Consider the following 24472-nt stretch of genomic DNA (forward strand, 5'->3'; position numbering starts at 1 on the left):
GGATTGACACTGACAGTGGTTGTGCAGAGAGTCTTACACGGACAGGTAGGCGTAGGCATCAGCAAGCCGGCGGATCCACCAGTCTTTGCGCTCACCTGTGAGTGCACAGTCCTCTAATACGGATGGGTCCGGCACAACATCCTCCACATGCATGTGCCCTGCAACGATGTCACGGCGTGCCACGTCGGCGGCAAATAGGCCGCCTGTGGCTAAACCCGCAGGCTGAACCCTCACGGGGTTTCCAGTACCATCACACAACTGCGGCACGCATGCCGCTGCATAAATTCCCGCGCCGATCCCTACAGCGGAGTCCAAGGCGGAACTCACGGTAATCGCCACCCCCTCTTCGGAGACGTCATGGGCGATGTCCAATAATGTGTCAATGCCGCTGAGCGGTGGAACTTTCAACACAGCCACATCACAAGCGGCCGCTTCAACCACCGCGCGCACCGCAGCTTTCGGATTCGCGGATTTACGGATTGCCTCGTCGGCAGCAATGCGCACCGGCGCCTGGCCCCTGGCGAGTTGCTGGCGTAACTGAGCCAGCTCAGTAATGGATGCACACGGCTGCTCCATGTAGTCCAGTGGTCCTTGCTCGGTCAACGCTCGTGCCGCTTCCCTCGCTTGCTCTACACTCCACCCACCATTGGCATCCACGCGGATAGTCGGATACTCGTGACCATGTCCATCATGCCCGTGTTCGGCAAACCATCGGCGTACGGCGTCCACTCGAGCCACGTCATCTGCCAGCTGTTGCCCTTTCTCCGCCACTTTCACCTTGACGGTGGAACATCCGGGATATCGCTGCATCAACTGGTCAATGATCTCCAGCCCGTGAGAGCGAACATCCACAGCTGGAATCGTCGCGTTAACCTCCACTTTGTCCCGCTCTGGTGTGGCCTTTACTGCGCCGAATCCATAGTCAACGGCATGCGCGAGCCATCGAGCTGCTTCCTCTGGGCCGTATTCCAGGAAGGGAGACCATTCTGACCAGCGAGTGCTGGCGTCGAATAAACAAACTTCCCGGCGGTCCACGCCGCGGAAGGGAACCCGAAGCGGCAGAGATAGGAAGTGGGCGCGGGCTGTGAGCTCATCGAGTGCGATCATGACAACTAGACTGCCATGTATGACTGATAAGACCACCAGCAATCCTTTCGACCCCACCCAATGGCGTGAAGTTCCAGGCTTCGATTTCACGGACATCACCTACCACCGCCATGTCGGCGAGGAACGCAAGGACGGCACCGTCCGCATTGCCTTCGACCGCCCTGAGGTGCTCAACGCATTCCGACCGCACACTGTGGACGAACTCTACCGAGCTCTCGATCACGCCCGGCGCAGCCCTGACGTAGGCACGGTGCTTCTGACCGGCAACGGTCCAAGCCCAAAGGATGGCAAATGGGCCTTTTGCTCCGGCGGTGATCAACGCATTCGCGGCCGCTCCGGATATCAATATGCCACGGAGCACGATTCAGACGTCACCGCTGCGACGGCAGAACATGTGGACGAAGCGCGGGCAAAAGCCGAAGGCGGCCGTCTTCACATCCTCGAAGTACAGCGTCTCATCCGCACGATGCCAAAAGTAGTGATCTGCCTGGTCAACGGCTGGGCTGCCGGCGGCGGCCATTCTCTACATGTTGTGTGTGATCTCACACTGGCATCACGTGAACATGCGCGCTTCAAACAGACCGATGCTGACGTGGGATCTTTCGACGCCGGTTATGGGTCAGCCTATCTAGCCAAGCAGGTGGGTCAGAAGTTTGCCCGGGAGATTTTCTTCCTGGGCGATACCTATGACGCAGAAACCATGCATCGCATGGGTGCTGTCAATGCCGTCACCGATCATGCGGAATTGGAATCTACGGCAATTGAGTGGGCTCGCAAGATCAACACCAAATCTCCTACGGCACAACGCATGCTGAAATTTGCTTTCAACCTCACCGATGATGGCCTGATGGGTCAGCAAGTCTTTGCGGGCGAAGCCACCCGTCTGGCTTATATGACCGACGAGGCCGTCGAAGGCCGCGATTCCTTCCTAGAGAAACGCGAACCACGGTGGGAGAGTTTTCCGTACTACTACTAAATGCCGTGAATACTGCGGGGCTACTCACGTCTCTGGCAGCACTGGCAATTGCATCCCGAAGGTGAGCCGAGGGTTGTCTAGACTGCCAGACATGGCTTTTGACGCGCGCGTAAACCCGGACGATCCCGCAGTGCCACTGCAGACAATCACCGCAGATCCCACCGATCTCAACGGATACATCGCTGCACTTTCACAGGTCATGGAAGGCACGGCGTCTTTCCTTCCGGTGCCGCCAGCTATTACCTCTGTTCAGCATCGCGCTAATGCTGAGCTCGCCGCGGCCATGCGTGTAGGCTCTCCCATCACCGCGGGAACTCTCATTGCTTGTACTTCTGGTTCAACCGGCACTCCGAAAGGCGCGATGTTATCGGCGGAAAATCTGCGCTCTTCTAACGACGCAACAGCGTACTATCTGCGGAAAAAGTATGGGGTAGAGCCCGGTGCATGGCTGCTGACTCTGCCGGCGCATCACATCGCTGGAACGCAAGTAATACTGCGCAGCCTCTCCGCCGGCTGCACTCCGATCGTCGCCTCACACCTCGCTGGAAATCAAGGTGGGGGTTCTGCCTGCCACTTTCCCCGCACTTCTACTCGCACTGAAACGCCGGCTCGCGTTGCTTCCGGCTCCTTCACAGTCGAAGGTTTTTCTACGGATACACGGACACTGCGTCAGCTCTACCCTGACCGGCACCTTTACACTTCTCTCGTTCCTGCTCAACTGGAGCGTTTAGTTGCTGATCCTGCTGGAGTGGAAGCCTTGCGGATGTATGCCACGATCCTCATCGGCGGAGCAGCAACTCGAAGCGAAGTGATCTCAACTATCGATAACCTCGGAGTGCACTTCGCGCTAACCTACGGCTCGAGCGAAACCTCCGGTGGTTGTGTCTACGATGGCTGCCCTCTCCCCGGGGTCACGGTTGCTGTGGAGGATCCCGGTGGGCAGCGAGTAGAGGTAACCCACGAGGATTTCAGCATGACCCGTCAAAGGAAAGTCATCAGCAGCTCCGAGCCGACTGCTCAGCGGGGGCGGATCGTCTTATCCGGTCCAATGGTCTCCCGTGGGTACCGCAACCTCCCCGACAGTTCTGCGTTTCCTCAGGCGGGCACGTTTGTAACCTCGGATCTTGGAGAAATCTCCGCGGTGGCCACCTCTTTCTCCGACGCCGCCTCACCCAGTAACACTCCACCTGGAATTCTGCGGGTCATCGGCCGAGCTGATGGAGCTATCAACACCGGCGGGTACAAAGTTCTTCCTGAAGACGTGGAGCGCGCCATTCATACCCATCTCCCGGAGCTGGTCCTCGATTCTGGTCACTCGGTGTCAACCACTACGCTCTGTGTCGTTGGTGTGGACGACAAGGCCTTTGGTCAAATAGTTGCCGTAGCGATTGAAGGCGGCGTCGAGAAAGAGGAGCTCACGCACGCACACGGACAAAACGGCGAGTCCGGTGCAGAGCAGTTCAAGCGCAGTGCGCAGGAACTCAAGCCCAACACCCTAGGAATGGACGTCACTGGCACCTTACGTGCAGCACTGCGGGGCCACTTACCTACCCATCTGATCCCCCGACGCGCTCTACTTGTACCCGCTCTTCCAACGTCGGGGCCTGGCAAAGTCAGTCGACGAGGTGTCGCTCAACTCTTCACGGACTAGAGTAAGAAGGTCGTTCTACCCACGGTGCGCGTGTACCGTACGTATTTCTGACCACTATCACTCCCCTACATCTGGAGGTTCTTCTGCATGTCGGAAGGCAGGCCGTATCCCGGCGCTAGTTTTGCCGAATGGCTTGAAGGCGCACGCCCGCACACGTGGGCGAACGCTTTCGCACCCGTGATCGCTGGCACCGCAGCCGCTCAGATCAGCGCCCACAACCTCAGCTCGACCTGGCTTCGGGCGATCCTTGCCGGCATCGTTGCCCTCGCGCTTATCGTGGGGGTGAACTACGCCAACGATTACTCCGATGGTATTCGGGGCACTGACGATGACAGATCAGGACCACTGCGGCTCACCGGCAGTGGACTCGTTGAACCACGAAAAGTAAAACGTGCGGCATTCTTGTCCTTTGGCGTCGCGGCTGTCGCTGGTGCGGCGTTGAGTCTGATCAGCGCCCCGTGGCTCATCCTCGTCGGCGTGTTGTGCATCCTGGGCGCATGGTTCTACACCGGAGGAACCCGCCCTTATGGTTACCGCGGCCTGGGGGAACTCGCAGTGTTCATCTTTTTCGGTTTGGTTGCCGTACTCGGTACGGAGTTCACTCAGACAGGGAGCGTCACGTGGCGCGGTGGGGCTATGGCCGTGGTTGTGGGGGCATTGTCGAGCTCCGTGAACCTCGTCAATAATCTCCGTGACATCCCCACTGATCGCACAGCTGGCAAGATTACACTCGCTGTACGGCTGGGCGACAGGAATACGAGGCTGTTGTGGCTTGCTCTCATCGCTGTCTCGGTCATCATGACTGTTGTCATGGCCTGGGGTCATTGGCCTGCGCTATTCGGTCTACTTGCAGTCCCTCTGTGGGGAATTGCGGCTCGCCCAATCACGGAGAATAAGCATGGAAGGGAGCTCATCCCCGTGCTTGGTTTAGTGGGACGCGGCATGTTGCTGTGGAGCGTAGCCATGCTGCTTGGAGCTTTTCTCTAGCGCGAACCTTCCCGTCTCCAACGCCACTTGCCCGGTACCGCACGCGGTGCCGGGTTTTGTTGTCTCAGCGGAGAGACACTCTCCGGCATCTTTTACGTGGAGGAAAGCGACGTCATATACCTGAAAGCACTACAGTCTGTATTACTTACCGCAATACAGCTATTCTGCCCGAAACCTATTCCATAACCCTAGGAGAATCCCCCAGACACCGAAGAACACGCACCTCTCCACCAAAGACCGTGAACAGCGCCGCAAATGGCAGCCCCACGCAGCGTTCACAATCCACCTAACTCCTCGAAACAGCAAAACCCACCACATGTTCATCAACCTCGACCCTTCCTCTCCCATCCCAATTTTTCAGCAAATCCATGACCGCATCGTCGAAGGCATCGCACACGGAGACCTTCAGCATGGAGACAAGCTCAACCCCGTTCGTCGCGTGGCCGCCGTGTTCGGAATTAACCCCGCTACCGTTCAAAAGGCCTATGATCTCCTTCGCTCCGAAGGCATCATCGTCACCGAAAAGCGCACCGGCAGCACCGTCCACCTCGCCACTTCTCCTACAGAGGCACAACGTGACCAATTACGCGACGATCTCGCTCGAGAAACCACACGCGCCTGTCTCCAGGGGTTTAGTGCGGACGAGATTCGCTCCCAGCTGGAGGACATCCTCGCCGATACCTCCGCCGTCACCGCTCGCCAGTCGTAGAAAGGATCGACCCATGAGCTTCATCTTTTCACTCTGCATGGTGCTCTATGCCATCGCACTATCAGCAGCCATGGCCTTTGCCCCCACCTTTTCCTCTCCAGCAACCCCACTGGGCGTCAAAATCCCCAAGGAACGGAGCCACGATCCAGCAGTCACCCAAGCTCTCAGCGGTTACCGGCACATCATTGTTCTAGCTGGCGCCATCGCCTCCGTTATCATGCTGCCCACCTGGAAGTTCCCAATCCTCGCTGGTTTCGCCACAACCTTCATTGTCATGGCTAGCCTCTTTGCCTATGCCAAGCAGCGCACAATGATCATCGCTGCTAAACGTGAAGGAAAATGGTTCGACGACATAGAAACCACGATCGCAGGACAAGTCGCTCAACCACGTTTCAACAAGGAACTAGGCAAACTTTCTACTCCTCACGTCCCATGGTTGTGGCTACTGGGGTCACTTGCGGCCATTCTCACAGGTATCGCTGTCACCGCTTATCGCTGGGCAGATATCCCAGAGACCATCCCTACTCACTGGGGTTCCGGCATGCAACCCGATGCATGGTCTGACAAATCCATCGGCACGGTGTTCTTCGGAGCCTTCATAGCACTCGGTCTACTCGTCTTATTCGCCGCCCTGACCTCCCTCATTGCATGGTCGTCGGTTCATGTCCGCTCTGACCAGACTATTCGGGGCGCCATCCGCAACCGCGCCAACATGGCCGCAGCAAACAGAGGAATGGGACTATTACTCTTCGGAATAACAGTTCCCCTCATGTTCCTGCAGATTTGCAGCGCGATCCCCAGCTACCAACATGCCGTACCACTGATCACTATCAGCTTGATAATCATCACCGTCATTTGTGTGCCCATCATGCTGGTCATGATCTATAACGCTCAATCCTCGGTGGAGGAGTTGGTTCGTCACATCGACGTCGGCGAAACCTCCACCCTAGACAGCCCAGATAACGACAAGTTCTATAAGTGGGGAGTGTTCTACAACAATCCGGACGATCCCGCGCTCTTCGTAGACAGGCGCTTTGGCGTGGGCTTCGGTTTCAACTATGCGCACTGGCAAACTAAGACCTTTCTCGCCGCCATTATCCTCAGCGTGATCGGCCTCATTGCCCTGGCGGTCTTCCTCTAGGACCTTAGCCACCAAAAGTCCTAGCCGTCTAAGCGCTCCTCCAATTGTCGCCGCAGTTGTTGCTTGTGCGCACGCCGGCCTGAATCCCACTCGGCCAACCCCTCGGTGGCGCGTAGGCGCCACTTCTTAAAGATGAGCATGGATAACGGCAGAGCAATGAGCAAAGCTAACAGCATGCTGACCAGCAGAGGAAAGAAATCCGCCATCCCCATGACAATCACCACGGAGTGAATCACGAACGTCAACACGACGAACAACGCCAAGCGCATGAGACCGTATATTGCAACATCGCGCGCAGCTCGACCGCCTAGCGTTGTTTTCTCACCCGCAGTCTTGCCCTCTGGGGCACCTTCAGTTGCCCGGGGAGTGGAATCGGCGTGGATTCGTTGCTGAGCCTTGTCCTTAGTCACGCACTACAGATTACGACCGCACCCACATAATCGCTAGTCACCTGCACGGCATGGGCAAAAATGATAATGGATGTCACTTGTCTCCTAAGGTAGGCTCACGCTTATTGCTCTCAGTCTTACTACGATGGGGAGCACATACTTCACGTCATTCGGACACTTTATTTCGACCCTATCGCCCCGTGTCGGCAGACCAATCCTGGGAGGGATGTAATCCGTGGGCCGCCTTGTCATCCTTTTACTCATCATCGTGACGATCATCGTGCTCTGGAAAGCCTTTGGTCCCGGTTCGGGTGTGCGTTATGGCGATAAGAACCGGCTAACCCATGAGTGGAAGGGGAAATTCGGCGCACAAAGGAAGCAGCAGGAGCTCCCCATCAAAGGTCCCGACGATGACCCTGACTTCCTCTGGAACATCGAAAAAGAACGCTTCAAACAACGTCGCGAGGCAGAACGCCGCGCCGAAAAGGAAGCCGAGGAACGTCGCTTACGCCAAAAGATGGAGGAAAAGTACAAGCAGAAACCGTCCGAGCTAAAAGACGGCACTCCAGAAACTTACCCGTCCACACCACAAAGTTCCCCGTCCACACCGGAAGGCTCGCCGTCTCAGCACAATGATGATCCAGACGACGGACAGACTCCCCCTTCCTCCTAAATCAACTCCACACGTGGCGATGAGCCCGTACGGTAGTGGTCAATAAGCAAGAAAATATTGTCCCATTGCTTAAAGACTTCCGCTCGATGAAGCAAATCCTCGCGCGTTCCCTGTAAAGGAGCCCCTGCGGCTTGAGCCGCTTCCAGAACCATTCCTGGTAGTTCAGGCGCTGTATCGGCAAAATGCGCATAGTCCAGTGCCGGATCTCCCACCGTCATGTCGGAGAAGTCGATCACCCCGACCCCTCCGTGCTCATCCCACAAGACGTGGGTATTCAATAGATCCCCATGCGTCAGGCAACGTTGCTGGCCTGGGCGGCGCAGCATCCCATCCAGCTCAGCGAACACCTCACGAACATGGCTCATCTCCGCTGACGACAAGTTCGGCTCCAGGTACACCGGTAACCTGCGCTTCATCAGCGCGAATTTTCCCGGAAGGGAGCGCGCAGTGCGGTTCAATTCAGTAGTCCCAGCGCCGTCGCACCACCAACTCTCCACCTGCCGCACGGGCGGTAAGTCAGGATCTAGGCTGCGCATTCCCGCGAGCATCCCGCCTAGCTGCTTCGCAGCCCATCGTTTCTGTTCCTCGCTCATCCCCGACCACACATCCGCGGCCATTGGCTCTCCACGAACCTCGGTCTGCATCGTCAGCATGAGCGGCTGATCCGTGCCAAAGGTTCCGCGGACATAGGATTGTCGCACAGTTCCAGGAACGCGCACCGTATCCGGGAGGCTGTCGCCTGTGGATGTGTTGTGAGGGGGTTTACCTGCGTCGAGTGCTTCGTGGCGCGCCCTCACGGCGGCGAAGTGGCGCTTGGATAGCTGGGCAACTACAGCCGACTCCAAAGGAGCCTGCACCCGGTAGGCCTCCTCGTAAGGCACGCGTATCACCACGGTTTCTGGGATCATGTCCGCCAGTTCCCCTTCGCTGGAAGACACCCCGTGTAACTTCACCACGGCGTGATCCATGCCTTGATTGGGGATGCTCGCCGATTCCCAGGTCAAGTCGCGCCAGGTACGCGCAACCAGCTCCTCAACGGTCTCGGGCGACACCCTCAAACCGTGGGATCCCGTGGAATGGGCATAGTCATGCCTGCTCATTGCTTTACAGCTTTCCTCGTTTCAGCAACCCCGCCAAGTACTGGCCATAGGCGCTTTTCGCTAGCTTTTGTGCAGCGACGTGGAGTTGCTCATCATCGATATATCCCATGCGCCAAGCCACCTCCTCAGGGCACGAGACTTTGAGCCCTTGACGCTTTTCAATCGCGCGAACAAAATCCCCGGCTGCTGCCAAGTCATCAATGGTTCCGGTATCCAGCCATGCGGTGCCACGCGGCAAGACTTCGACCTGCAACCTCCCTTGTTCCAGGTATGTGCGGTTGATGTCCGTTATTTCCAACTCCCCGCGTGCGCTGGGTTGTAATCCACGGGCAACATCGACCACGTCGTTGGAGTAGAAGTACAGACCAGGCACTGCGTAGTGAGATTTCGGATCTCGCGGTTTTTCTTCGATGCTGAGAGCCTTGCCGTCCAGATCGAATTCCACAACCCCGTAGGCCTGTGGTTCAGCAACCCAGTAGGCAAAGATCGTTCCCCCTTCTGGTTCTTCGAAGCGACGCAGCTGTGTGCCTAACCCAGCACCGTAGAAAATGTTATCGCCCAGTACCAACGCAACTGAGTCTTCGCCGATGAACTCTGCGCCAACGATGAACGCTTCCGCCAGTCCATTCGGCGCTGATTGGGTGGCGTAGCTGATATCCACTCCAAATTGGAAGCCATCGCCTAGCAGGCGCGTGAATTGGGCTGCATCACGCTCGGTGGTGATGACCAAGATCTCCCGAATACCCGCCAGCATCAGCGTAGTTAGCGGGTAGTAAATCATTGGCTTGTCGTAAACCGGCACCAGTTGTTTGGATATGGTCTGCGTAATCGGCCACAAACGGGAACCGGTTCCTCCAGCGAGGATAATGCCTTTCATTGCGGGCTCCGCCTCTCCCCTAGTTGTCAGTCGTCTGGTGGTGTGAGCCTGTTCAGTGCGCTGAGTTTTAGCCCGAGGGAATTTCCCACGTCTCTGCATCCGCCATGGCCTCCTGCCACGTTGTGCGGAGTTCTTTTTCCCAACCTCTCACGTCGTTCCACGTGCTGAGGCGAGAGTCCACTGTAGCCAGGGCTGGTGCGCGGAGATCTTTCTCCGACAAAATGGCCTCTTCTTTAGCAATACCCCAGTTGATAGCGAGGGTGTCATCGAATGGATCGACCTCGTATTCACGCTGTGGGTTATACGCCTCGGTCACCAGATAACTCACTGTTGCTTTTTCACTCAACGCCACAAAACCATGCCCCACACCGAGTGGCACGAAGATCCCAGTGTTGTTATCTTCGCTCAGCTCCACCACGATGTGTTTGCCGAATGTGGGAGAGCCTTTACGCAGATCCACCAATATGTCCTTCACACTGCCTGAAACGCACGTCACGAATTTGGCCTGACCAGGGGGAACATCGGCCAAGTGTATGCCGCGTACCACATTTTTCACCGAGCGGGAGATGTTGGCCTGGGCGATCTCAAACGGATAACCGAGCTTGTGCGTGAATTGCTCACTACGGAACCACTCGTGAAATGTGCCGCGCTCATCACCGAACACGCGCGGGGTGAAAAGCCAGGCGCCTCTGATGGGCAAGTCGGTAATGCTGCCTTCCTCCGGTGCCAGAGCGTCAGCGGAGAGGTCCAGTTGTGTCTCGCTGGAAGTCATAACTTCACTCTAGCGACTGGGTGGGACAGTCCAGGCGATTGCTTCTGTAAATAACGCTGAGCAGTTACCTCACATGACTCTGAGCACTCACCTCAGACAACGAGGAATACTTGCTTCACATTCCGAGAAATACTCGCTTCACATGGAGCTGGCACATTAAGGGGAGGGGCTGATTGACCAAACGGAGTTTGGTAATGAGTTAGTAATAGCAGGCAAGCGGCCCGTCGGGGCCGTCGATGACGGTAATGGGAGTGTTGAAAATCCGGGTGAGGATATCGTCTTGCATAATGCCCTGCGCCGGCCCAAACTCCACGATTTTTCCGTCTTTTACCGCGCAGATGTAATCCGCATACTTAGCGGCAAAATTGATATCGTGCAGAACCACCAAGATCGTGCGGCCAAATTCGCGCGCAGCTTGCTTGAGGTGTGTCATCATCTGCACGGAGTGGGCAATGTCCAGGTTATTCAGTGGCTCATCCAGCATCACATAGTCTGTTTCTTGGCACAGAACCATGGCAACGTAGGCACGCTGACGCTGCCCTCCGGAGAGTTGATCCAGGTAGCGGTTTTCCAGCGTGGTCAATCCCAGGAAATCAATGTACTGGGAAATAATCTCCTCGTCTTTGGCGGTCAAACGGCCTTTCGAATAGGGGAAACGTCCGAACCCAACCAACTGCCGCACCGTGAGTTTGGTGATGAAGTGATTTTCTTGACGCAAGATAGACAGCACCTTGGCCAAGTCCTTGGATTTTGTGCTAGCCACATCCAAATTCGCCACAGTGATCGTGCCTTCATCAATGTCGAGAAGACGCCCAATCATTGTGAGCAAGGTGGATTTCCCGGCTCCGTTCGGCCCAACAAAGGCCGTGATACCGCCAGCGGGAATCTCCAGGTCTGCCGGGCCAATGGCGACGTCGCTGGAGTACTGCTTCTGAACGTTGTCTAGCTTGATCACAGGCGACCCTTTCGGAGAATCACGAAGAGGAATACGGCACCACCGACTAGTTCGATGATGATGGAGACCACGCCTTGGGCGTAGAAAACGTGGTTCATGATGAAGTACGCACCGGTGAGAACCACTAATCCGATGAAAAAGGCCATCGGGAAGATGTACCGGTGGTCATAAGTATCAGCACACTGGTACGCCAAGGTCGCTACGAGGAATCCCAGGAAACTCATCGGACCGACCAGCGAAGTGGACAAAGCCATGAGCACAGTCACCAAAACGAGGATGTACACAGCGAATAGCTTGTGATTGATGCCCAGATTGACGGTGGTATCCCGCCCCAAAGCCAGCACATTGAGCTTGCGACCAGCGAGAAACAATGAACCACCGGCCACGAGCATCACTGGAATAGCGATGGGAAAGTACTCGGGGTCCGCATTGCTTATGGAGCCGAATAGCCGTGCCGTCAGCACATCGAATTCGCTGGGGGTCAGCAAGCGCTGCATGAAAGTGGACACAGACCCCAGGCCCCCACCAATCACCACACCGATGAGCAGCATGGCGTGCATATTGGAGTGCTTCGCCGTAAGCAACCAGCTGTAGAGCACCAGAGACAATCCAACCATCAACACTAATTGGAACAGGAAGGTATCCAACGTACGTGCAGCATTAAAACCGGCCACACCGCCGATAAAAATCGTCGTGGTGTGGATCGCCACGTAGAGCGATTCAAACCCCATGATGGAAGGGGTGATAATGCGGTTATTCGTCACAGTTTGGAAAGCAACAGTGGCTATCGATTGACAAAACGCGACGATGACCATGGCTATCACGGCGTTCATACGCCTCTCCGCGATCAACCAAAATTGCACGGTTCCAAAGGGCATAGGGTTGTCATAGGCCAGCAAACCAAAGGAAAACAGTACGCTCAGGATGGCGACCGCCCCGAGGATCATCCAGTACTTCTTCGCCGCTCGGGAGTCCTGGAAGGCACCGGCCCCCCTCCGCCGTTTTTTCTGCACCGTGGTGGCGCCAGAAGTGGCGTCGGAAGAAGAAGGAAAATCGGCACGTTTATCCGGGTGATGGGTACTCACGGTATTAGCCACGGTGACGCTGCCTCACAATCAGTGTGATGAAAACGACGGCGCCGACCACGCCCAAAATCACAGATACAGGAATCTCAAACGGGGAAATGATGATGCGGCTGATGATGTCGCACACCGCAACAACGGCAATCCCCGTCAAGCAGACCCACGGGAGGTTCGAACGTAAATCATCGCCGCGAAGCATCGAAACGATGTTGGGAACGATCAGTCCAAGAAACGGCAAGTTTCCAACCACCACGGTGACCACACCTGTGGCAATCGCGATGAGACCGGTACCGATAATCAACATGCGCTGATAGTCCAACCCCACCGACGTAGCGACATCCTCACCTAATCCGGCAACAGTCAAGCGATCAGCGTAAATAAACACGGCGATGACTACGACAAGAACGATCCACAGCACCTCATACTGCCCGCGGTAGACAGAGGTGAAGCTGCCCGCGAACCATACCCCCAGGGACTGCAGCATATCGGTCTCCAACGCAAAAAACGTCGAGACCGAGCTGACCACAGCGCCCAACATAATACCAATAATCGGCACCACCAAGGAGGAGCGTAAGGACACGCGACGCAGGAAGAGGAAAAACACCATCGTCCCCACGAAGGAAGCAATCACGGCACCAACCATGCGGCTCATCACAGACGCCATGGGAAACAGAGCCATGACGATCAGCAGCCCCAAACCTGCCCACTCCGTGGTGCCCGTAGTGGTTGGAGAGACGAAACGATTCTGCGTCAGCATTTGCATCACCAGGCCAGACATCGCCATCGCAGCACCGGCGAGCACCAGGGCGATGGTACGGGGAACGCGGGTAATGCTGAACATCTCGGCACCGAAGTCGCCGGAGAAAATGTCATACTCACCAACCAACAGGGATGCTGCGAGTAGAACTAAGACCACCAGAACGCCGAGGAGCAGCTTCCAGTCGAAAAGCTTGGCCCGGGTACGTGCGAAGCGCCGTGGCTCGAGGCTGCTTTCTTGCGCACTACGTACATCGGTTGAGGCATTATGCACATCAGTTAACGCTGCGGGCACTATGCTCAGTCGCCTTTCATGTTGGTTGCGGTAGAGCAACTGGCCAACGGCTATTGGCTCCTATCCACCAGCTGTTGGCTCAACATTGCCCTACTTTGGGTCACTTAACTTGATATAGCCTAACCTAATTGCGCCGCGAGGTACACCCGAAGTCTCCGCGCCTTTTCAGCATTCTGCCTGCGCAAATACAGCCGATGTAAGCAGCTTGACAAGGAGGAACGCTAGCTATCGAAAAATTCCGGGAGCGTATTATCTCCCGAAATCTCTCTATTTTCGCAGCTCAGATATTGCGCAAATGCTCCACTAGGAGGAAGAGGTTACCTTCTTCCCTCCACTCTTCTGGCTATCCCTTGTGCTTTTCCATAGCGTCAGCAATCTGGTTGAGCACCTTGGTGTACGTGATAATGCTCTCATTTGTGTAGGTGTCAGCGGGTGCCAAAACTACGTTGTCATCCTTCACCGCAGTCACCTTAGCCAAGGCCTGGTTCTTCTTGATCACATCGACCGCTGGAGTGTAGCCCTCCTCTTCACCAGCCTGAATGGCTGCATCACGGTCCAGAACAAGCATCCAGTCTGGATTCGAATCGGCAATAGCCTCAACAGAGATGTCGTCACCCTTGTGATCGTCGGTTGCATCCTTGACCTCGAGAGCAGGCTTCATGCCGATCCACTCGAACATAGGACCAAAGAAGCGACCGACCTTAGGGGCCACGTAACCGATCTCACCACCAGAGACATTCACTGCCATAACGGTAGACTTGCCATCGTAGGCATCCTTAGCGCGCTTAAGAGCTGCGTCGAAATCATCGATCAGCTTCTGGGCTTCTTTTTCCTTGTCGAAAATCTTGCCCAGTTCAGTAACCTGTCGCTTCAGCTCCTGATCCATTGGCTTGTCATCGCGGGGCTCAAAATCAACGATGGCCGTGTTCGGGTTCAGTTTTTTGATTTCGTCATACTGAGAGTCGAAACGCTGCCCATTGATAATCAGGTCAGGCTGAGTCGCCACCAAAGCCTCGAGGTTTGGCTCACGGTGGCTTCCCATGTCCGCGATGTCATCATTGTTCTTGTAGTCGGGAATGGTTTTTGGGATCAGACGCTTAGGAGCAGCAACCAGATCAACGCCCCACTCGTCAAGAACCTCGAAGGTGCGGTTATCCGTAGAGGCAACCGCCTTCGGATTCTGTGGAACTTCTTGCGTACCAAAGTTGTCTTCAACTGAAATCTTCTGAACAGATGCGGAATCCTTCGTTGAGTGTCCCTCATCAGAAGTAGAGCAGCCGGTCAAAATCAGACCAGATGCCGCAACAAAAGCAAGCAGCTTGGAACGAGTGGAAGCCATATTCTCCTGCAATTCATTCGGATACGCGAGAATTTCTCAGCACATCGGTGTAGTCAGTATTTTTGCGGAATTTCCTGCGGAAACTCCCATAGTTTTCTTTTGCTCTTCACAAGCAAACCCATGCTAAACAATACAAAGGCTAAACTAAGTTAGTCAATCCTTACTAAAGCGCTCCCCCCAAATAGACAACAAACATGTTGTCAAAATAAGTTGCCAAAATTTCTACAAAAAGCTGCAATACCTGCTAAATTCTCCTTTCATGTCAAACACGAGCACGACGAACGAGGCATCGAACTCGGCTACCCCCGGAGTAGCAACGAAAGATAGAAGCACCGCCGAGGAACGCCGCATCCTCAAAGCCACCCTGGTAGGCACCACCATCGAGTGGTACGACTTCTTTATCTACGCCCAGGCTGCCGGCCTGGTTTTCGGCACCCAGTTCTTTGCCCCTCTCGGTGAAAATAATCCAACCCTGGCTCAGGTTATCTCCTGGGCCTCTCTAGGCATCAGCTTCCTGTTCCGCCCACTGGGCGCAGCAGTCGCTGGACACCTGGGCGACCGCTACGGACGCAAGAAGATCCTGGCCGCCACGTTGATCCTCATGGGCCTAGCAACCTGCCTCATCGGTTTCCTCCCCACCTACTCAAGCATCGGCATCGCCGCACCGATTCTGCTAGTCCTCCTGCGCATCCTGCAGGGATTCTCTGCCGGTGGAGAATGGGGCGGCGCCGCTCTCCTTGCCGTTGAACACGCCCCCAAGAATAAACGTGGCCTTTTCGGCTCCTACCCTCAAATCGGCGTTCCTCTGGGCCTCTGTGCGGCAACCATCGTCGCTCTCATCATGACGCTCATCGTGGGTGTGGACACCTACATGGACTGGGCATGGCGTATTCCATTCATGCTCTCCATCGTTTTGGTGGTCATCGGTGCGATCATCCGCGCTCGTGTATCTGAATCCCCTGTCTTCGAAGAAATCCGCGAAATGGCTCACGAGTCGTCCGCACCGCTGCCGGAGCTCATGCGTAACCACTCTGGCCTGGTTTTGAAGGCTGCGTTGATCTTCGCCGCCAACAACGCATGCGGCTACATGATCATTTCTTTCATGGGCTCTTACGGCACCAAGAAATTGGGTATGGAACAGACTCATGTCTTTATCTGGATGATCATCGCCGCGTTGTTCTGGGTTGTCCTGACCTTCTGGTCCGGCGCAATCTCCGATCGTATCGGTCGTGCTCAAGCATTCATCATCGGCTACGTTCTGCTCTTGATCTTGAACATCCCTGTGTGGCTGATGATCGATACTGGCAGCATCTGGTTGTTCGGCCTCGGCATGTTGGCTTTCATCCCTGGCCTCGCACTGTCCTATGGCCCTCAGTCCGCTATGTACGCTGAGATGTTCCCGCGGAGCATTCGTTTCTCCGGCGTATCCGTAGGCTATGCCCTCGGCACCATCATCGGTGGCGCCTTCGCCCCGATGATTGCAGAAATGCTGCTCGCTACTTTCCACCACTCATGGTCGGTTGGTGTCTATCTGATGATCCTCTGCGCCATCTCCCTTGTTGTTCTGGCCTTCACTCCAAAGGATCTCCACAAGCGCGAACTCTAATGGTTGCGTTCACCCGCGCAGTATTCATTAATCCCTAGAACCATTAGCGTTCATCCATCCCCTTAGCCGCAGCGCACCACCCCCACATGATTGGGCGCTGCGGCTTTAGAGTTCTCGCTCCGTCTGGCTGTATTTTTCCTCCGACGCCACCCGCGCCTCCTTCCACCACTGTTGATTGTTCTGGTACCACGCCACGGTTTCGCGCAGGCCTGCGTCGAAACTCCAATAAACGGGTTCCCATCCCAACGAGCGGATGGAGATCGGATCGATAGCATAGCGACGGTCATGCCCCGGACGGTCTGTCACGTGGAGGAAAGCGTTGGGCTGCTGGCCAAAAATACGTAGCAAGTCGCGAACCACCTGTATGTTGGAGCGCTCGCCATCGGCGCCGATCAAATACGTTTCACCTTCCGTACCCTTTTCCAGGATCGTCCAGACCGCATCGTTGTGATCATCCACGTGGATCCAATCCCGAACGTTGAGCCCCTGACCGTAAAGACGTGGTTTCTTGCCTTCTATGAGGGCAGTGATTTGGCGGGGAATAAACTTCTCGGGATGCTGGCGAGGACCGTAGTTGTTTGAGCAATTCGACACAGTAGCGCGCAACCCTTTAGAGCGAATGAAAGCACGGATGAAGTGATCTGCACTAGCTTTCGAGGCAGAGTACGGCGAGGAGGGTCGGTAGGGCGTCGCCGTAGTAAAACGTTGCGGATCATCCAACGCCAGATCTCCGAATACTTCATCCGTAGAGATGTGATGCAGGAAAACATTGTGGCGCACAGCCGCGGCTGCAAGGTTGACCGTACCTTCCACGTTCGTGCGGGCGAAGACACCTGGATCCACAAGGGAATTATCATTATGGCTCTCTGCCGCACAATGTACGATCGCGGCCCCTGAAGTTCGGCCATCTCCGCCCGAGGCCTCCCGCGCCAGTTCCCCCACCACGTCATCGACCACGGCGGAGTTAACAATGTCTCCCTTTGTGAAGGTGAAACGTCCGGGGTAGGCCTCCTCTAGAGGAATCCCCTCCTCCGTTTTGAGATTGTCCGGATTGGCCGCATAAGTCAGGGCATCAAGGACATGGATCTTGACTTCCGGGCGGGTAGCGAGCGTACGGTGGACAAAGTTAGACCCGATGAAGCCGGCACCTCCGGTAACTAATAGGTGAGTGAAGGTGCGGGTGTTCGCCTCAGTGCTCATGGTTCAACAGCTTACGCTGCAGACCACACCAACCGCTCGTTCCCCCTTGGGGTGCGGGCAATTAGTTCAAACCAGCGTAAGAGTGCAGGCCGGAGACGACCATATTGACGAAGAACAGGTTGAAAACCATCGTGGCAAATGCGACCACATTGATCCACGCCGCCTTGTTTCCGCGCCATCCCGGGGTAGCGCGAGCATGGAGGTATACCGCGTAGAGGATCCACACAATCAAAGATGTGGTCTCCTTTGGATCCCAGCCCCAGAAACGCCCCCATGCGGCGTCTGCCCAGATAGCGCCGAAGAGCACACCCAGGCCGAAAATTGGGAGCGCCCACACAGCAGTGCGATACGCCAGGGAGTCCAGGGTGGAGACATCCGGCAATGGCGCAGCAATAGCGCCAAGTACGCCCTTTTCCTTGCCTTTCGGCTGCGCTTTACGCAGCAGGTACATCAGAGAGGCCATGCCGGACAGCAGACCTATTCCGGCACCGATAGCGACGGTAGACACGTGAATCGGCAACCATCCGGACTGCAGCGAAGGCACAACCGGAGCAGTTTCCGCGTACAGCTTCAGACCTGCATAAAACAGCAGAGCAACCACCGGGGTCAGCAACCACGGCCACATCACGCGCATCGCCTTGCGCTGTACCACGGCAGCAGAAATGATCATGGCGAACAGGCTCACAACGGTGATGTACTCAAACAGGTTGCCCCACGGGAAGCGATGAGCGGCCATGCCGCGCAGAATTACCTGGACGGCGTGGACGGTAATTGCAAGCCAAATGAGCGTTTGAGTGACGCCGCCGAGTTTGTCAGAAGTACGCACTCGCTTTACGATCGCATCCGCCCGCAACTTCTCCGGGAGGTCTGCCTCCTCCACCCCGCCCGTTGCTGCACGCTCACCAACAGCAGTAACATCTGCCGATCCACCCGCCCCAATCGCAACTTTTTCGCGGACTGCCACCTGTGCAGAGCTCGAGTCCGCTAGGTAGGCAGCACGTTCACGGCGACGTTCCGCGGTCTGATGGACCTGCGTGTAGTACAGCAAAGAGGCAGCCAGAGCCAATAAGTAGATGGCCACAGCTGCGACGAACGCATTGTCAGAAAAATTAGCGAGATTCTGATCGATGTCTATGTTTCCCATGATCCTTACATTCTCTCCTGCGTTGCGCTGTTCTGGACCGCGAAAACTCTTCACCGGCCACGAAAAGCTCAGTCTGTACTGCAGGTTTTCACTGCAACTTCCACACCGCGGGTTAAGGCTGTGACAATTGCGCTGCGGCAACTGCACTGTGGTGGCAATGCGGGAGCGCTTTGTTTCCCACCAATACGGTAGCTACCAATACAGTAGCTACCGCGGCCACTGTGATCAAGCTTTCAAAATCGCAGCTAAAGCTGCGATTTCATCTGGCATTAATCCATATCACCGCGAGCTCTGCTAATCGCCTCATCCAATCCGTCATCAAAGGATTCGTTCCAATTCATCCCATCAGAATCGAAATCCTCATCCAAATCTTCTTCTTCTAGCCCGAGGATGCGTTCAGCACGGCGGTGAAACTCTGAACCCCATCCTGCAGAATCCGTGCGCGAAAGGCCCGCAATTTCAATGGAGGTGCCTCCCGCGGCGTTTTCACTGAGGCGCACCCAGAAGCGGCGTCGCTTGACCATCAGGGAAGTGACCAGGCTCACGAGCATCAGTACGGCAAAGAAAAGTACCCACAAAACCGTAGGGTCACGGGATACCTGGAGGTTCACAAACTCCTGAGCTCCATCGAAGGTGATGGTGGTTCCGTCGTCCAACGTGACGGTCTCACCTTTCTTTAGGTTCACGCGATCTAGTTTCTGCATGCTTCCGCTGTGCAGAGCCTCTGGATCCAACGAGAAAATATTTTGATTGCGCCCGCTATCTAGACCCGTATCACCGCGATAAATGTCGATGGCCACCGCTGGGTCCTTCATTGCCGGATAACGGGAGGTAAGCAAAGCCCCGCCCTTACCGGTGAATTCCGCTGTAGGAGCAAACAAGCCCTGAATGGAGATCTGGTGCTGACGTCTCTCATAAAGAGACGGGTACATACCCGCGGGTGGATCCCAACGTACCGCTCCGGAAGAGAGGAAATAGGTCAAGTCATCTGGTCGAAACTGCACGGTATCTGTGCGTTTTTCACCATTAGGCCACGTAATAGTGAACGTGGGGGCGTACCCATGACCTTGTAGGTATACGCGGTCACCTTGGATGCGCAGTGGATGGTTGACGCGTAGCTTGCCCTGATGCCACTGGTCTGTTGGCAACATGGCGGTCTTACTGTCTGCGTAGTCGATGTTGGATTCAAAGCTCACTGCTTGGCCGCTATCTAGGTAGTGAGCGTTGAAGTCCTTAATATTCACGCAGTACGGGGTCAGACCCGTACCGTCAAAGAGCGCGCCGTGGCGGAAAGAGTCGAAGTTCGATACCGCTGAGTTACAGAACTGAGACTGGTCAGTTCCAGCCACCACAATGACCTGACCTTCGTAGTAGAGCAAACGCCCCGCAACCACGGCGATGAGCACTCCGACGAGGGACATATGGAACACGAGGTTCGCCGCTTCGCGCAGATAGCCCTTTTCAGCAGAAAGAGACCATTTTCCGGCACGGTCATCCTCCGGGGTAACCTCATTTACTTGCCACCCCTTAAATTCTTTCTTCAGCTTCCCCTTGATCTCCTCAACCGGTGTATCAACCTCCCCGACCACGTAATTCGGCATGCGGGAAAGCACTTTCGGAGCGCGTGGGGGCGCAGTGCGCAAGGCTTTGTAGTGATCCACGGTGCGCGGCAGGATGCAGCCGATCAAAGAGATAAACAACAGCACATAGATGGCCGCAAACCACGTGGAACTGAACACATCGAAAAGCTGGAGCTTATCGAAAATCTCTGCGGTCTTGCCATTAGCTGCGATGTACTTCGCCACGTTGTCCTTGTTCAGAGAACGCTGTGGCAGCAATGCACCGGGCAATGCGCCGAGTACCAGCAGCACCATGAGAACTAGCGCGGTCTTCATCCTGGTCAGCCACTGCCAGCCGGCCTTCGGGATTGAGAGGATTTTCTTCAGCATGCTCTTGTTCTTCGTTGCGGTTGTACGTTCGTGTTTCAACGACGTTTTTGGTCTATATGTTGTTTTCTATGTGCGACGCCAAGCCCACCCAGCAGCGAGGCTAAATCGGGAGCGTGGTGTCAGAGATGAACACCACGCGGATCCACTCCACAATGGTCGCCCACTGCCCAGTAATCAGCAAAATTCCGACGAGCACCAGCAGCGCTCCACCGATCATCTGGATGGTGCGCGAATGTTTCCGCAGCCATCCCACGCCACGCAGAACTTTGGAGGAGCCCAGCGCAACGAGCACAAAAGGCAGTCCCAGCCCCAGACAATAGGCAACGATGAGGATAACGCCCCGCAGGGCGGTCGTTCCTTCCGTGCCCGCAGATACGGAGATGATGGCGGCTAGCGTCGGGCCAAGGCACGGAGTCCATCCAAGAGCGAAGACACCACCCAGCAACGGCGCTCCAGCAATGGTGGTCCAACGCTTCGGAGCCATACGGGTATCACGCTGCAGTGGACGGATGAATCCCATGAAGATGACACCCATGATGATGGTGACCGCGCCGCCGATGCGCATCAGCAATTGCTGATTGAGCATGAGCTGCCCAATCACCCCGAAAACAGTTGCTGTAGCAAAGACGAACACAGCGGTAAACCCCGCGACAAACATCAGCGCGGCGGTGGCCACGCGGCCGCGTTTAGCTGTGACAACAGTGCCGTTGTCGGTGAATTCAGTATCCGCACCGACTACGCCAGCAAGGTAGGAAATGTAGCCGGGCACGAGAGGAATAACACAGGGCGACGCGAAACTGACTAAACCTGCAGCAGCTGCCGCCAGCATGGCGAGAAGGAGCGGCCCCGCGGATACGGTGTCGGCAAATGATGCACCGATCCCCTGAGCCATAACGTGGCTAGCCAGGATATCTATCGAAGCACTCACGCTCTATGCGTCCTGTTCATCCAGCAACGGTTCCACTACCTTCCACAGTTCATCATCGGTGATCGCTTTGAGGAAGATATGGGCTGGCCGGTGCTGTTTGTCCAACACAATAGTGGTTGGAATTACCGACGCAGGCACGCCGCCCATCGCCAGTGCGGATTTGAATGGCGGATCATAGAGCGACGGGTACGTGATCCCATTGTCACGGACGAAGTCCTGTGGTTTTTGCCGTACTGGATCCTTCACATTGATACCCAGTACAGTGCCTTTCCCAGATTTGTCGAGTTTATCCTGAACCCGCTGCAGATCATCGGACTCCGAACGGCATGGTCCACACCACTGCCCCCATGAATTGAGCACCACAACCTTGCCACGGAAGTCCTCATCCAGGTTGATTGAGGAGTTGTCCAGTAGGTTCACCCCTTGGATGTTACCGATCTTCTGCCGCTGATCCTGCGGATAAGAAATGGAGGTCTGTCCGCCCGGAGAGACGAACTCAAAGGTACCGCCTATGGCCACGGCGTCCGTACCGGCGGTGGAATCTTCACCGCACGCGACAAGCAGACTGGCTGTGGCGGCGAGAGTCACTGCTGCAAAAGTTTTCTTCATCGACACGATACTCACACCCGCTGTGCTGGCTCGCTGTAGTAGATATCGGTGAGGTCGCGACCATCGAAAACCAGCGAGGTCACCGACGCCAACTCGCACTGACGCGCGGCGGGATTGTGAGCTAGGGGTAATCCCTGCGCATCGCGCTGAATCATCACGATGGGAAGCTGGTGAGAGACCAATACGGCCTCATGGCCGCGTACTTTCGCCCGCACATCGTCGATCGCTTCCCACATGCGCTGTGCAATCTCGGTATAAGGTTCGCCCCAGGAGGGAATGGATGGGTTCTTAAGCAGGGGCCACAGCTTGGGGTTCCACAGCTCGCTGCGCACACCCTTGATGTGACGGCCTTCCAGCTGGTTGCCCGCCTCAATGAGCCGCTCATCGGTCTCTATTTCCAACCCGAGTTTTTCAGCAAAAAGTTTAGCCGTCTCCTGTGCTCGCTGCATCGGGGAGGATCCGAGGTACACCACGTCATGATCCGCAAGATCCGATGCAGTGGCCTCGGCCATCGCTTGTCCACGGTCGGAGAGCCTATAGCCTTCCAAACGACCGTAAAGAATCTTCGCGGGGTTATGAACTTCACCATGGCGAACTAGGTGCACAATCGTCGTCATGTCACCCGAGCTTACCTGGTACCCCCAGGCAAATCCTAAGCAGAACAGGTGCCTCCAGCTGGGAATTCCCTGACTATTTGACGCTTGGTGAGAAAACCCTCCACCACTGAGGACGAAGACACTACGCCTTCGCCGCTGCCGCCGCCTTCGCAGCGAATGCCGCCGCTGCCTCGATCGTGGCAAAATCATCATCGGTCAGCGCGGTGGAGACGAACCAGGTTTCGTACACGCTCGGTGGGGCAAAAACTCCGTGGTCTAGCAACGCGTGGAAGAACGCTGGAAAACGGAAGGTCTCAGCCGCCTGCATATCTGCGAAGTTCTTGCCCTCTCCCTCGGCGAAACGGAAAGAGAACATGTTGCCCGCACGCTGTACATGGTGTGCAACTGACTCACGCGTGAGAGCTGAAGAAATCAGGGAAGAGACGCGTTCTGCATTGCTATCTAGTGTGGCGTATGTCGTATCAGTAGCCAGTTGGAGGGAGGCGAGGCCGGAAGCGACGGCGACCGGGTTACCCGATAGCGTACCTGCCTGGTACACAGACCCGACCGGCGCCAGGCAATCCATGATCTCTGCGCGCCCACCGAAGGCTGCTGCTGGCAATCCACCGGACACCACCTTTCCGAAGGTGGTGAGATCCCCCGCCACTTGGTCTTTGCCATACCATCCCTGTGAACTGACACGGAAGCCGGTCATCACCTCATCCACGATGAGTAATGCTCCATGGGCATGAGCCACCTGCTGCAGCTGAGCGTTGAATGATGTTCCCTCTGCATCAATGGAACTCACCGTGCCCATGTTGCCGGGGGTACCCTCCACGATGATCGCGGCAATTTCTCCCGGATGTGCCTCAAATGCTGACTTCACTGCGTCGATATCCCAATAGGGCACCACCACGGTGTCAGAAGCCGAGCCCTTCGTAATGCCCGGGGAATCGGGCAGTCCGAATGTGGCTACGCCGGAACCTGCGGCGACAAGTAGGGAATCCACGTGGCCGTGGTAGCAGCCCTCGAACTTCAAAATCTTGTCGCGACCGGTGAAACCACGCGCGAGGCGGGTAGCGGACATCGTGGCCTCAGTACCCGAGTTCACCAGACGTACTTTCTCTACGGAGGTCCTGTTAACAATCTCCTCAGCCAAATCCACTTCAGCGGATGTAGCCGCTCCAAAAGACAGCCCCTTGGAGGCTGCGCGTTGCACAGCTTCCACGATCTGCGGATGCGCGTGGCCGTGAATCATGGGACCCCAACTGCAAATGAGGTCCACGTAGGTGTTGCCGTCTTCATCGTGTAGGTGAGAGCCCTGGGCGTCGGTAATGAAAGGAGCCGTCCCACCCACCGAACCGAATGCGCGGACGGGTGAGTTGACTCCGCCCGGGATGAAGGACTGCGCGCGCTCCATAGAGGTGGCGCTTTTGGTGTGAACGAAGGAGTGTGCAGACACGTACAAGCCGACCTTTCTTAGGGAGAATTCCGTAGGACAATTCCCAGGGAACATTTGCGCGGGGGCATTCCCGGAGGCATTTCCGGGGAGAATTCCACGCCACAGCGAAACGTTTTCCACCTAGAGTCTAACCAGGCGGGTGACGACATGTCCGGTCGGTGTCGCCCCA

The 24472-nt window shown here is 56.0% G+C and carries 23 protein-coding genes; 7 read left to right on the forward strand and 16 right to left on the reverse strand.

Annotation, left to right across the window (positions count from 1 at the left end; genetic code table 11):
- Positions 1 to 33 precede the first annotated feature (33 nt).
- Positions 34 to 1107 (reverse strand): o-succinylbenzoate synthase, encoded by a 1074-nt coding sequence (locus GP473_RS08095; protein ID WP_185770374.1) that lies wholly within the window; start codon positions 1105 to 1107, stop codon positions 34 to 36.
- A gap of 19 nt (positions 1108 to 1126) precedes the next feature.
- On the opposite strand from GP473_RS08095, the gene GP473_RS08100 reads away from it, so the two are divergent.
- The 5 genes from GP473_RS08100 (at position 1127) to GP473_RS08120 (ending at position 6571) form a co-directional block, all read left to right on the forward strand.
- Positions 1127 to 2083, forward strand: coding sequence for a 1,4-dihydroxy-2-naphthoyl-CoA synthase (locus tag GP473_RS08100; protein ID WP_185770375.1), 957 nt, complete (start codon positions 1127 to 1129; stop codon positions 2081 to 2083).
- Between the two features lie 91 nt (positions 2084 to 2174).
- On the forward strand, positions 2175 to 3734 hold the full coding sequence (locus GP473_RS08105; RefSeq protein ID WP_186276828.1) for an AMP-binding protein: 1560 nt from the start codon (positions 2175 to 2177) through the stop codon (positions 3732 to 3734).
- An 87-nt stretch (positions 3735 to 3821) separates the two neighbouring features.
- Positions 3822 to 4721 carry a 1,4-dihydroxy-2-naphthoate polyprenyltransferase gene (locus GP473_RS08110; protein WP_186276829.1) on the forward strand — a complete coding sequence of 300 codons (900 nt, stop codon included), beginning with the start codon at positions 3822 to 3824 and terminating at the stop codon, positions 4719 to 4721.
- A 316-nt stretch (positions 4722 to 5037) separates the two neighbouring features.
- Positions 5038 to 5430, forward strand: a complete 393-nt coding sequence (locus tag GP473_RS08115; protein ID WP_186276830.1) for a GntR family transcriptional regulator — start codon at positions 5038 to 5040, stop codon at positions 5428 to 5430.
- Positions 5431 to 5443: 13 nt separating this feature from the next.
- A complete protein-coding gene (locus tag GP473_RS08120; RefSeq protein ID WP_186276831.1) occupies positions 5444 to 6571 on the forward strand; it encodes a DUF5808 domain-containing protein in 1128 nt (375 codons plus the stop codon).
- A 20-nt stretch (positions 6572 to 6591) separates the two neighbouring features.
- Here GP473_RS08120 and GP473_RS09505 read toward each other — a convergent pair whose 3' ends face one another.
- On the reverse strand, positions 6592 to 6981 hold the full coding sequence (locus tag GP473_RS09505) for a DUF4229 domain-containing protein (RefSeq protein ID WP_246394761.1): 390 nt from the start codon (positions 6979 to 6981) through the stop codon (positions 6592 to 6594).
- Positions 6982 to 7195: 214 nt separating this feature from the next.
- Between GP473_RS09505 and GP473_RS08130 the strand changes: the two genes are divergently transcribed.
- Positions 7196 to 7633 (forward strand): hypothetical protein, encoded by a 438-nt coding sequence (locus tag GP473_RS08130; protein WP_185770380.1) that lies wholly within the window; start codon positions 7196 to 7198, stop codon positions 7631 to 7633.
- Here the strand turns inward: GP473_RS08130 and GP473_RS08135 are convergent.
- From GP473_RS08135 to GP473_RS08170, 7 genes are all read right to left on the reverse strand, one after another.
- Positions 7630 to 8733: an aminoglycoside phosphotransferase family protein gene (locus GP473_RS08135; protein ID WP_246394762.1), complete on the reverse strand. Its 1104-nt coding sequence runs from the start codon at positions 8731 to 8733 to the stop codon at positions 7630 to 7632. The two genes, GP473_RS08130 and GP473_RS08135, sit on opposite strands and share 4 nt — an antisense overlap.
- A 4-nt stretch (positions 8734 to 8737) precedes the next feature.
- The gene (gene rfbA, locus GP473_RS08140) at positions 8738 to 9610 is read right to left on the reverse strand and encodes a glucose-1-phosphate thymidylyltransferase RfbA (RefSeq protein WP_186276832.1); all 873 of its coding nucleotides are present in this window, start codon (positions 9608 to 9610) and stop codon (positions 8738 to 8740) included.
- 67 nt (positions 9611 to 9677) lie between these two features.
- Complete coding sequence (rfbC, locus tag GP473_RS08145; RefSeq protein WP_185770382.1) at positions 9678 to 10382, reverse strand: dTDP-4-dehydrorhamnose 3,5-epimerase; 705 nt, start codon at positions 10380 to 10382, stop codon at positions 9678 to 9680.
- Positions 10383 to 10581: 199 nt separating this feature from the next.
- On the reverse strand, positions 10582 to 11337 hold the full coding sequence (locus GP473_RS08150) for an iron ABC transporter ATP-binding protein (protein ID WP_186276833.1): 756 nt from the start codon (positions 11335 to 11337) through the stop codon (positions 10582 to 10584).
- Positions 11334 to 12350, reverse strand: a complete 1017-nt coding sequence (locus GP473_RS08155; protein ID WP_246395009.1) for an iron chelate uptake ABC transporter family permease subunit — start codon at positions 12348 to 12350, stop codon at positions 11334 to 11336. Before GP473_RS08155 ends, GP473_RS08150 begins: the two co-directional genes overlap by 4 nt.
- A gap of 76 nt (positions 12351 to 12426) precedes the next feature.
- Positions 12427 to 13353 carry an ABC transporter permease gene (locus GP473_RS08165; RefSeq protein WP_246395010.1) on the reverse strand — a complete coding sequence of 309 codons (927 nt, stop codon included), beginning with the start codon at positions 13351 to 13353 and terminating at the stop codon, positions 12427 to 12429.
- 460 nt (positions 13354 to 13813) lie between these two features.
- A complete protein-coding gene (locus GP473_RS08170) occupies positions 13814 to 14809 on the reverse strand; it encodes a siderophore ABC transporter substrate-binding protein (protein ID WP_186276835.1) in 996 nt (331 codons plus the stop codon).
- Positions 14810 to 15068: 259 nt separating this feature from the next.
- Here GP473_RS08170 and GP473_RS08175 point away from each other — a divergent pair, with 259 nt between their 5' ends.
- Positions 15069 to 16415 (forward strand): MFS transporter, encoded by a 1347-nt coding sequence (locus tag GP473_RS08175; RefSeq protein WP_186276836.1) that lies wholly within the window; start codon positions 15069 to 15071, stop codon positions 16413 to 16415.
- 105 nt (positions 16416 to 16520) lie between these two features.
- Here GP473_RS08175 and rfbB read toward each other — a convergent pair whose 3' ends face one another.
- The 7 genes from rfbB to hemL form a co-directional block, all read right to left on the reverse strand.
- Entirely contained in the window at positions 16521 to 17615 is a 1095-nt protein-coding gene (rfbB, locus tag GP473_RS08180) for a dTDP-glucose 4,6-dehydratase (protein ID WP_186276837.1), read from the reverse strand.
- Positions 17616 to 17676: 61 nt separating this feature from the next.
- The gene (gene ccsB / locus GP473_RS08185) at positions 17677 to 18750 is read right to left on the reverse strand and encodes a c-type cytochrome biogenesis protein CcsB (protein WP_185770775.1); all 1074 of its coding nucleotides are present in this window, start codon (positions 18748 to 18750) and stop codon (positions 17677 to 17679) included.
- 278 nt (positions 18751 to 19028) lie between these two features.
- The gene (locus GP473_RS08190) at positions 19029 to 20708 is read right to left on the reverse strand and encodes a cytochrome c biogenesis protein ResB (protein WP_185770389.1); all 1680 of its coding nucleotides are present in this window, start codon (positions 20706 to 20708) and stop codon (positions 19029 to 19031) included.
- 100 nt (positions 20709 to 20808) lie between these two features.
- Positions 20809 to 21615: a cytochrome c biogenesis CcdA family protein gene (locus GP473_RS08195; protein ID WP_185770776.1), complete on the reverse strand. Its 807-nt coding sequence runs from the start codon at positions 21613 to 21615 to the stop codon at positions 20809 to 20811.
- A 24-nt stretch (positions 21616 to 21639) separates the two neighbouring features.
- On the reverse strand, positions 21640 to 22245 hold the full coding sequence (locus GP473_RS08200) for a TlpA disulfide reductase family protein (RefSeq protein ID WP_185770390.1): 606 nt from the start codon (positions 22243 to 22245) through the stop codon (positions 21640 to 21642).
- Between the two features lie 11 nt (positions 22246 to 22256).
- The gene (locus tag GP473_RS08205; RefSeq protein ID WP_186276838.1) at positions 22257 to 22862 is read right to left on the reverse strand and encodes a histidine phosphatase family protein; all 606 of its coding nucleotides are present in this window, start codon (positions 22860 to 22862) and stop codon (positions 22257 to 22259) included.
- A 121-nt stretch (positions 22863 to 22983) separates the two neighbouring features.
- Entirely contained in the window at positions 22984 to 24303 is a 1320-nt protein-coding gene (gene hemL / locus GP473_RS08210) for a glutamate-1-semialdehyde 2,1-aminomutase (protein ID WP_281381113.1), read from the reverse strand.
- Positions 24304 to 24472: the final 169 nt, after the last annotated feature.

Source organism: Corynebacterium anserum (assembly GCF_014262665.1).
GTDB lineage: Bacteria > Actinomycetota > Actinomycetes > Mycobacteriales > Mycobacteriaceae > Corynebacterium > Corynebacterium anserum.

Bases quoted from the DNA above. Each gene is read 5' to 3' on its own strand.
- GP473_RS08095 (WP_185770374.1), bottom strand. From the start codon at position 1,107: ATGATCGCACTCGATGAGCTCACAGCCCGCGCCCACTTCCTATCTCTG.
- GP473_RS08100 (WP_185770375.1), top strand. From the start codon at position 1,127: ATGACTGATAAGACCACCAGCAATCCTTTCGACCCCACCCAATGGCGT.
- GP473_RS08105 (WP_186276828.1), top strand. From the start codon at position 2,175: ATGGCTTTTGACGCGCGCGTAAACCCGGACGATCCCGCAGTGCCACTG.
- GP473_RS08110 (WP_186276829.1), top strand. From the start codon at position 3,822: ATGTCGGAAGGCAGGCCGTATCCCGGCGCTAGTTTTGCCGAATGGCTT.
- GP473_RS08115 (WP_186276830.1), top strand. From the start codon at position 5,038: ATGTTCATCAACCTCGACCCTTCCTCTCCCATCCCAATTTTTCAGCAA.
- GP473_RS08120 (WP_186276831.1), top strand. From the start codon at position 5,444: ATGAGCTTCATCTTTTCACTCTGCATGGTGCTCTATGCCATCGCACTA.
- GP473_RS08135 (WP_246394762.1), bottom strand. From the start codon at position 8,733: ATGAGCAGGCATGACTATGCCCATTCCACGGGATCCCACGGTTTGAGG.
- rfbA (WP_186276832.1), bottom strand. From the start codon at position 9,610: ATGAAAGGCATTATCCTCGCTGGAGGAACCGGTTCCCGTTTGTGGCCG.
- rfbC (WP_185770382.1), bottom strand. From the start codon at position 10,382: ATGACTTCCAGCGAGACACAACTGGACCTCTCCGCTGACGCTCTGGCA.
- GP473_RS08170 (WP_186276835.1), bottom strand. From the start codon at position 14,809: ATGGCTTCCACTCGTTCCAAGCTGCTTGCTTTTGTTGCGGCATCTGGT.
- GP473_RS08175 (WP_186276836.1), top strand. From the start codon at position 15,069: ATGTCAAACACGAGCACGACGAACGAGGCATCGAACTCGGCTACCCCC.
- rfbB (WP_186276837.1), bottom strand. From the start codon at position 17,615: ATGAGCACTGAGGCGAACACCCGCACCTTCACTCACCTATTAGTTACC.
- GP473_RS08190 (WP_185770389.1), bottom strand. From the start codon at position 20,708: ATGCTGAAGAAAATCCTCTCAATCCCGAAGGCCGGCTGGCAGTGGCTG.
- GP473_RS08200 (WP_185770390.1), bottom strand. From the start codon at position 22,245: ATGAAGAAAACTTTTGCAGCAGTGACTCTCGCCGCCACAGCCAGTCTG.
- GP473_RS08205 (WP_186276838.1), bottom strand. From the start codon at position 22,862: ATGACGACGATTGTGCACCTAGTTCGCCATGGTGAAGTTCATAACCCC.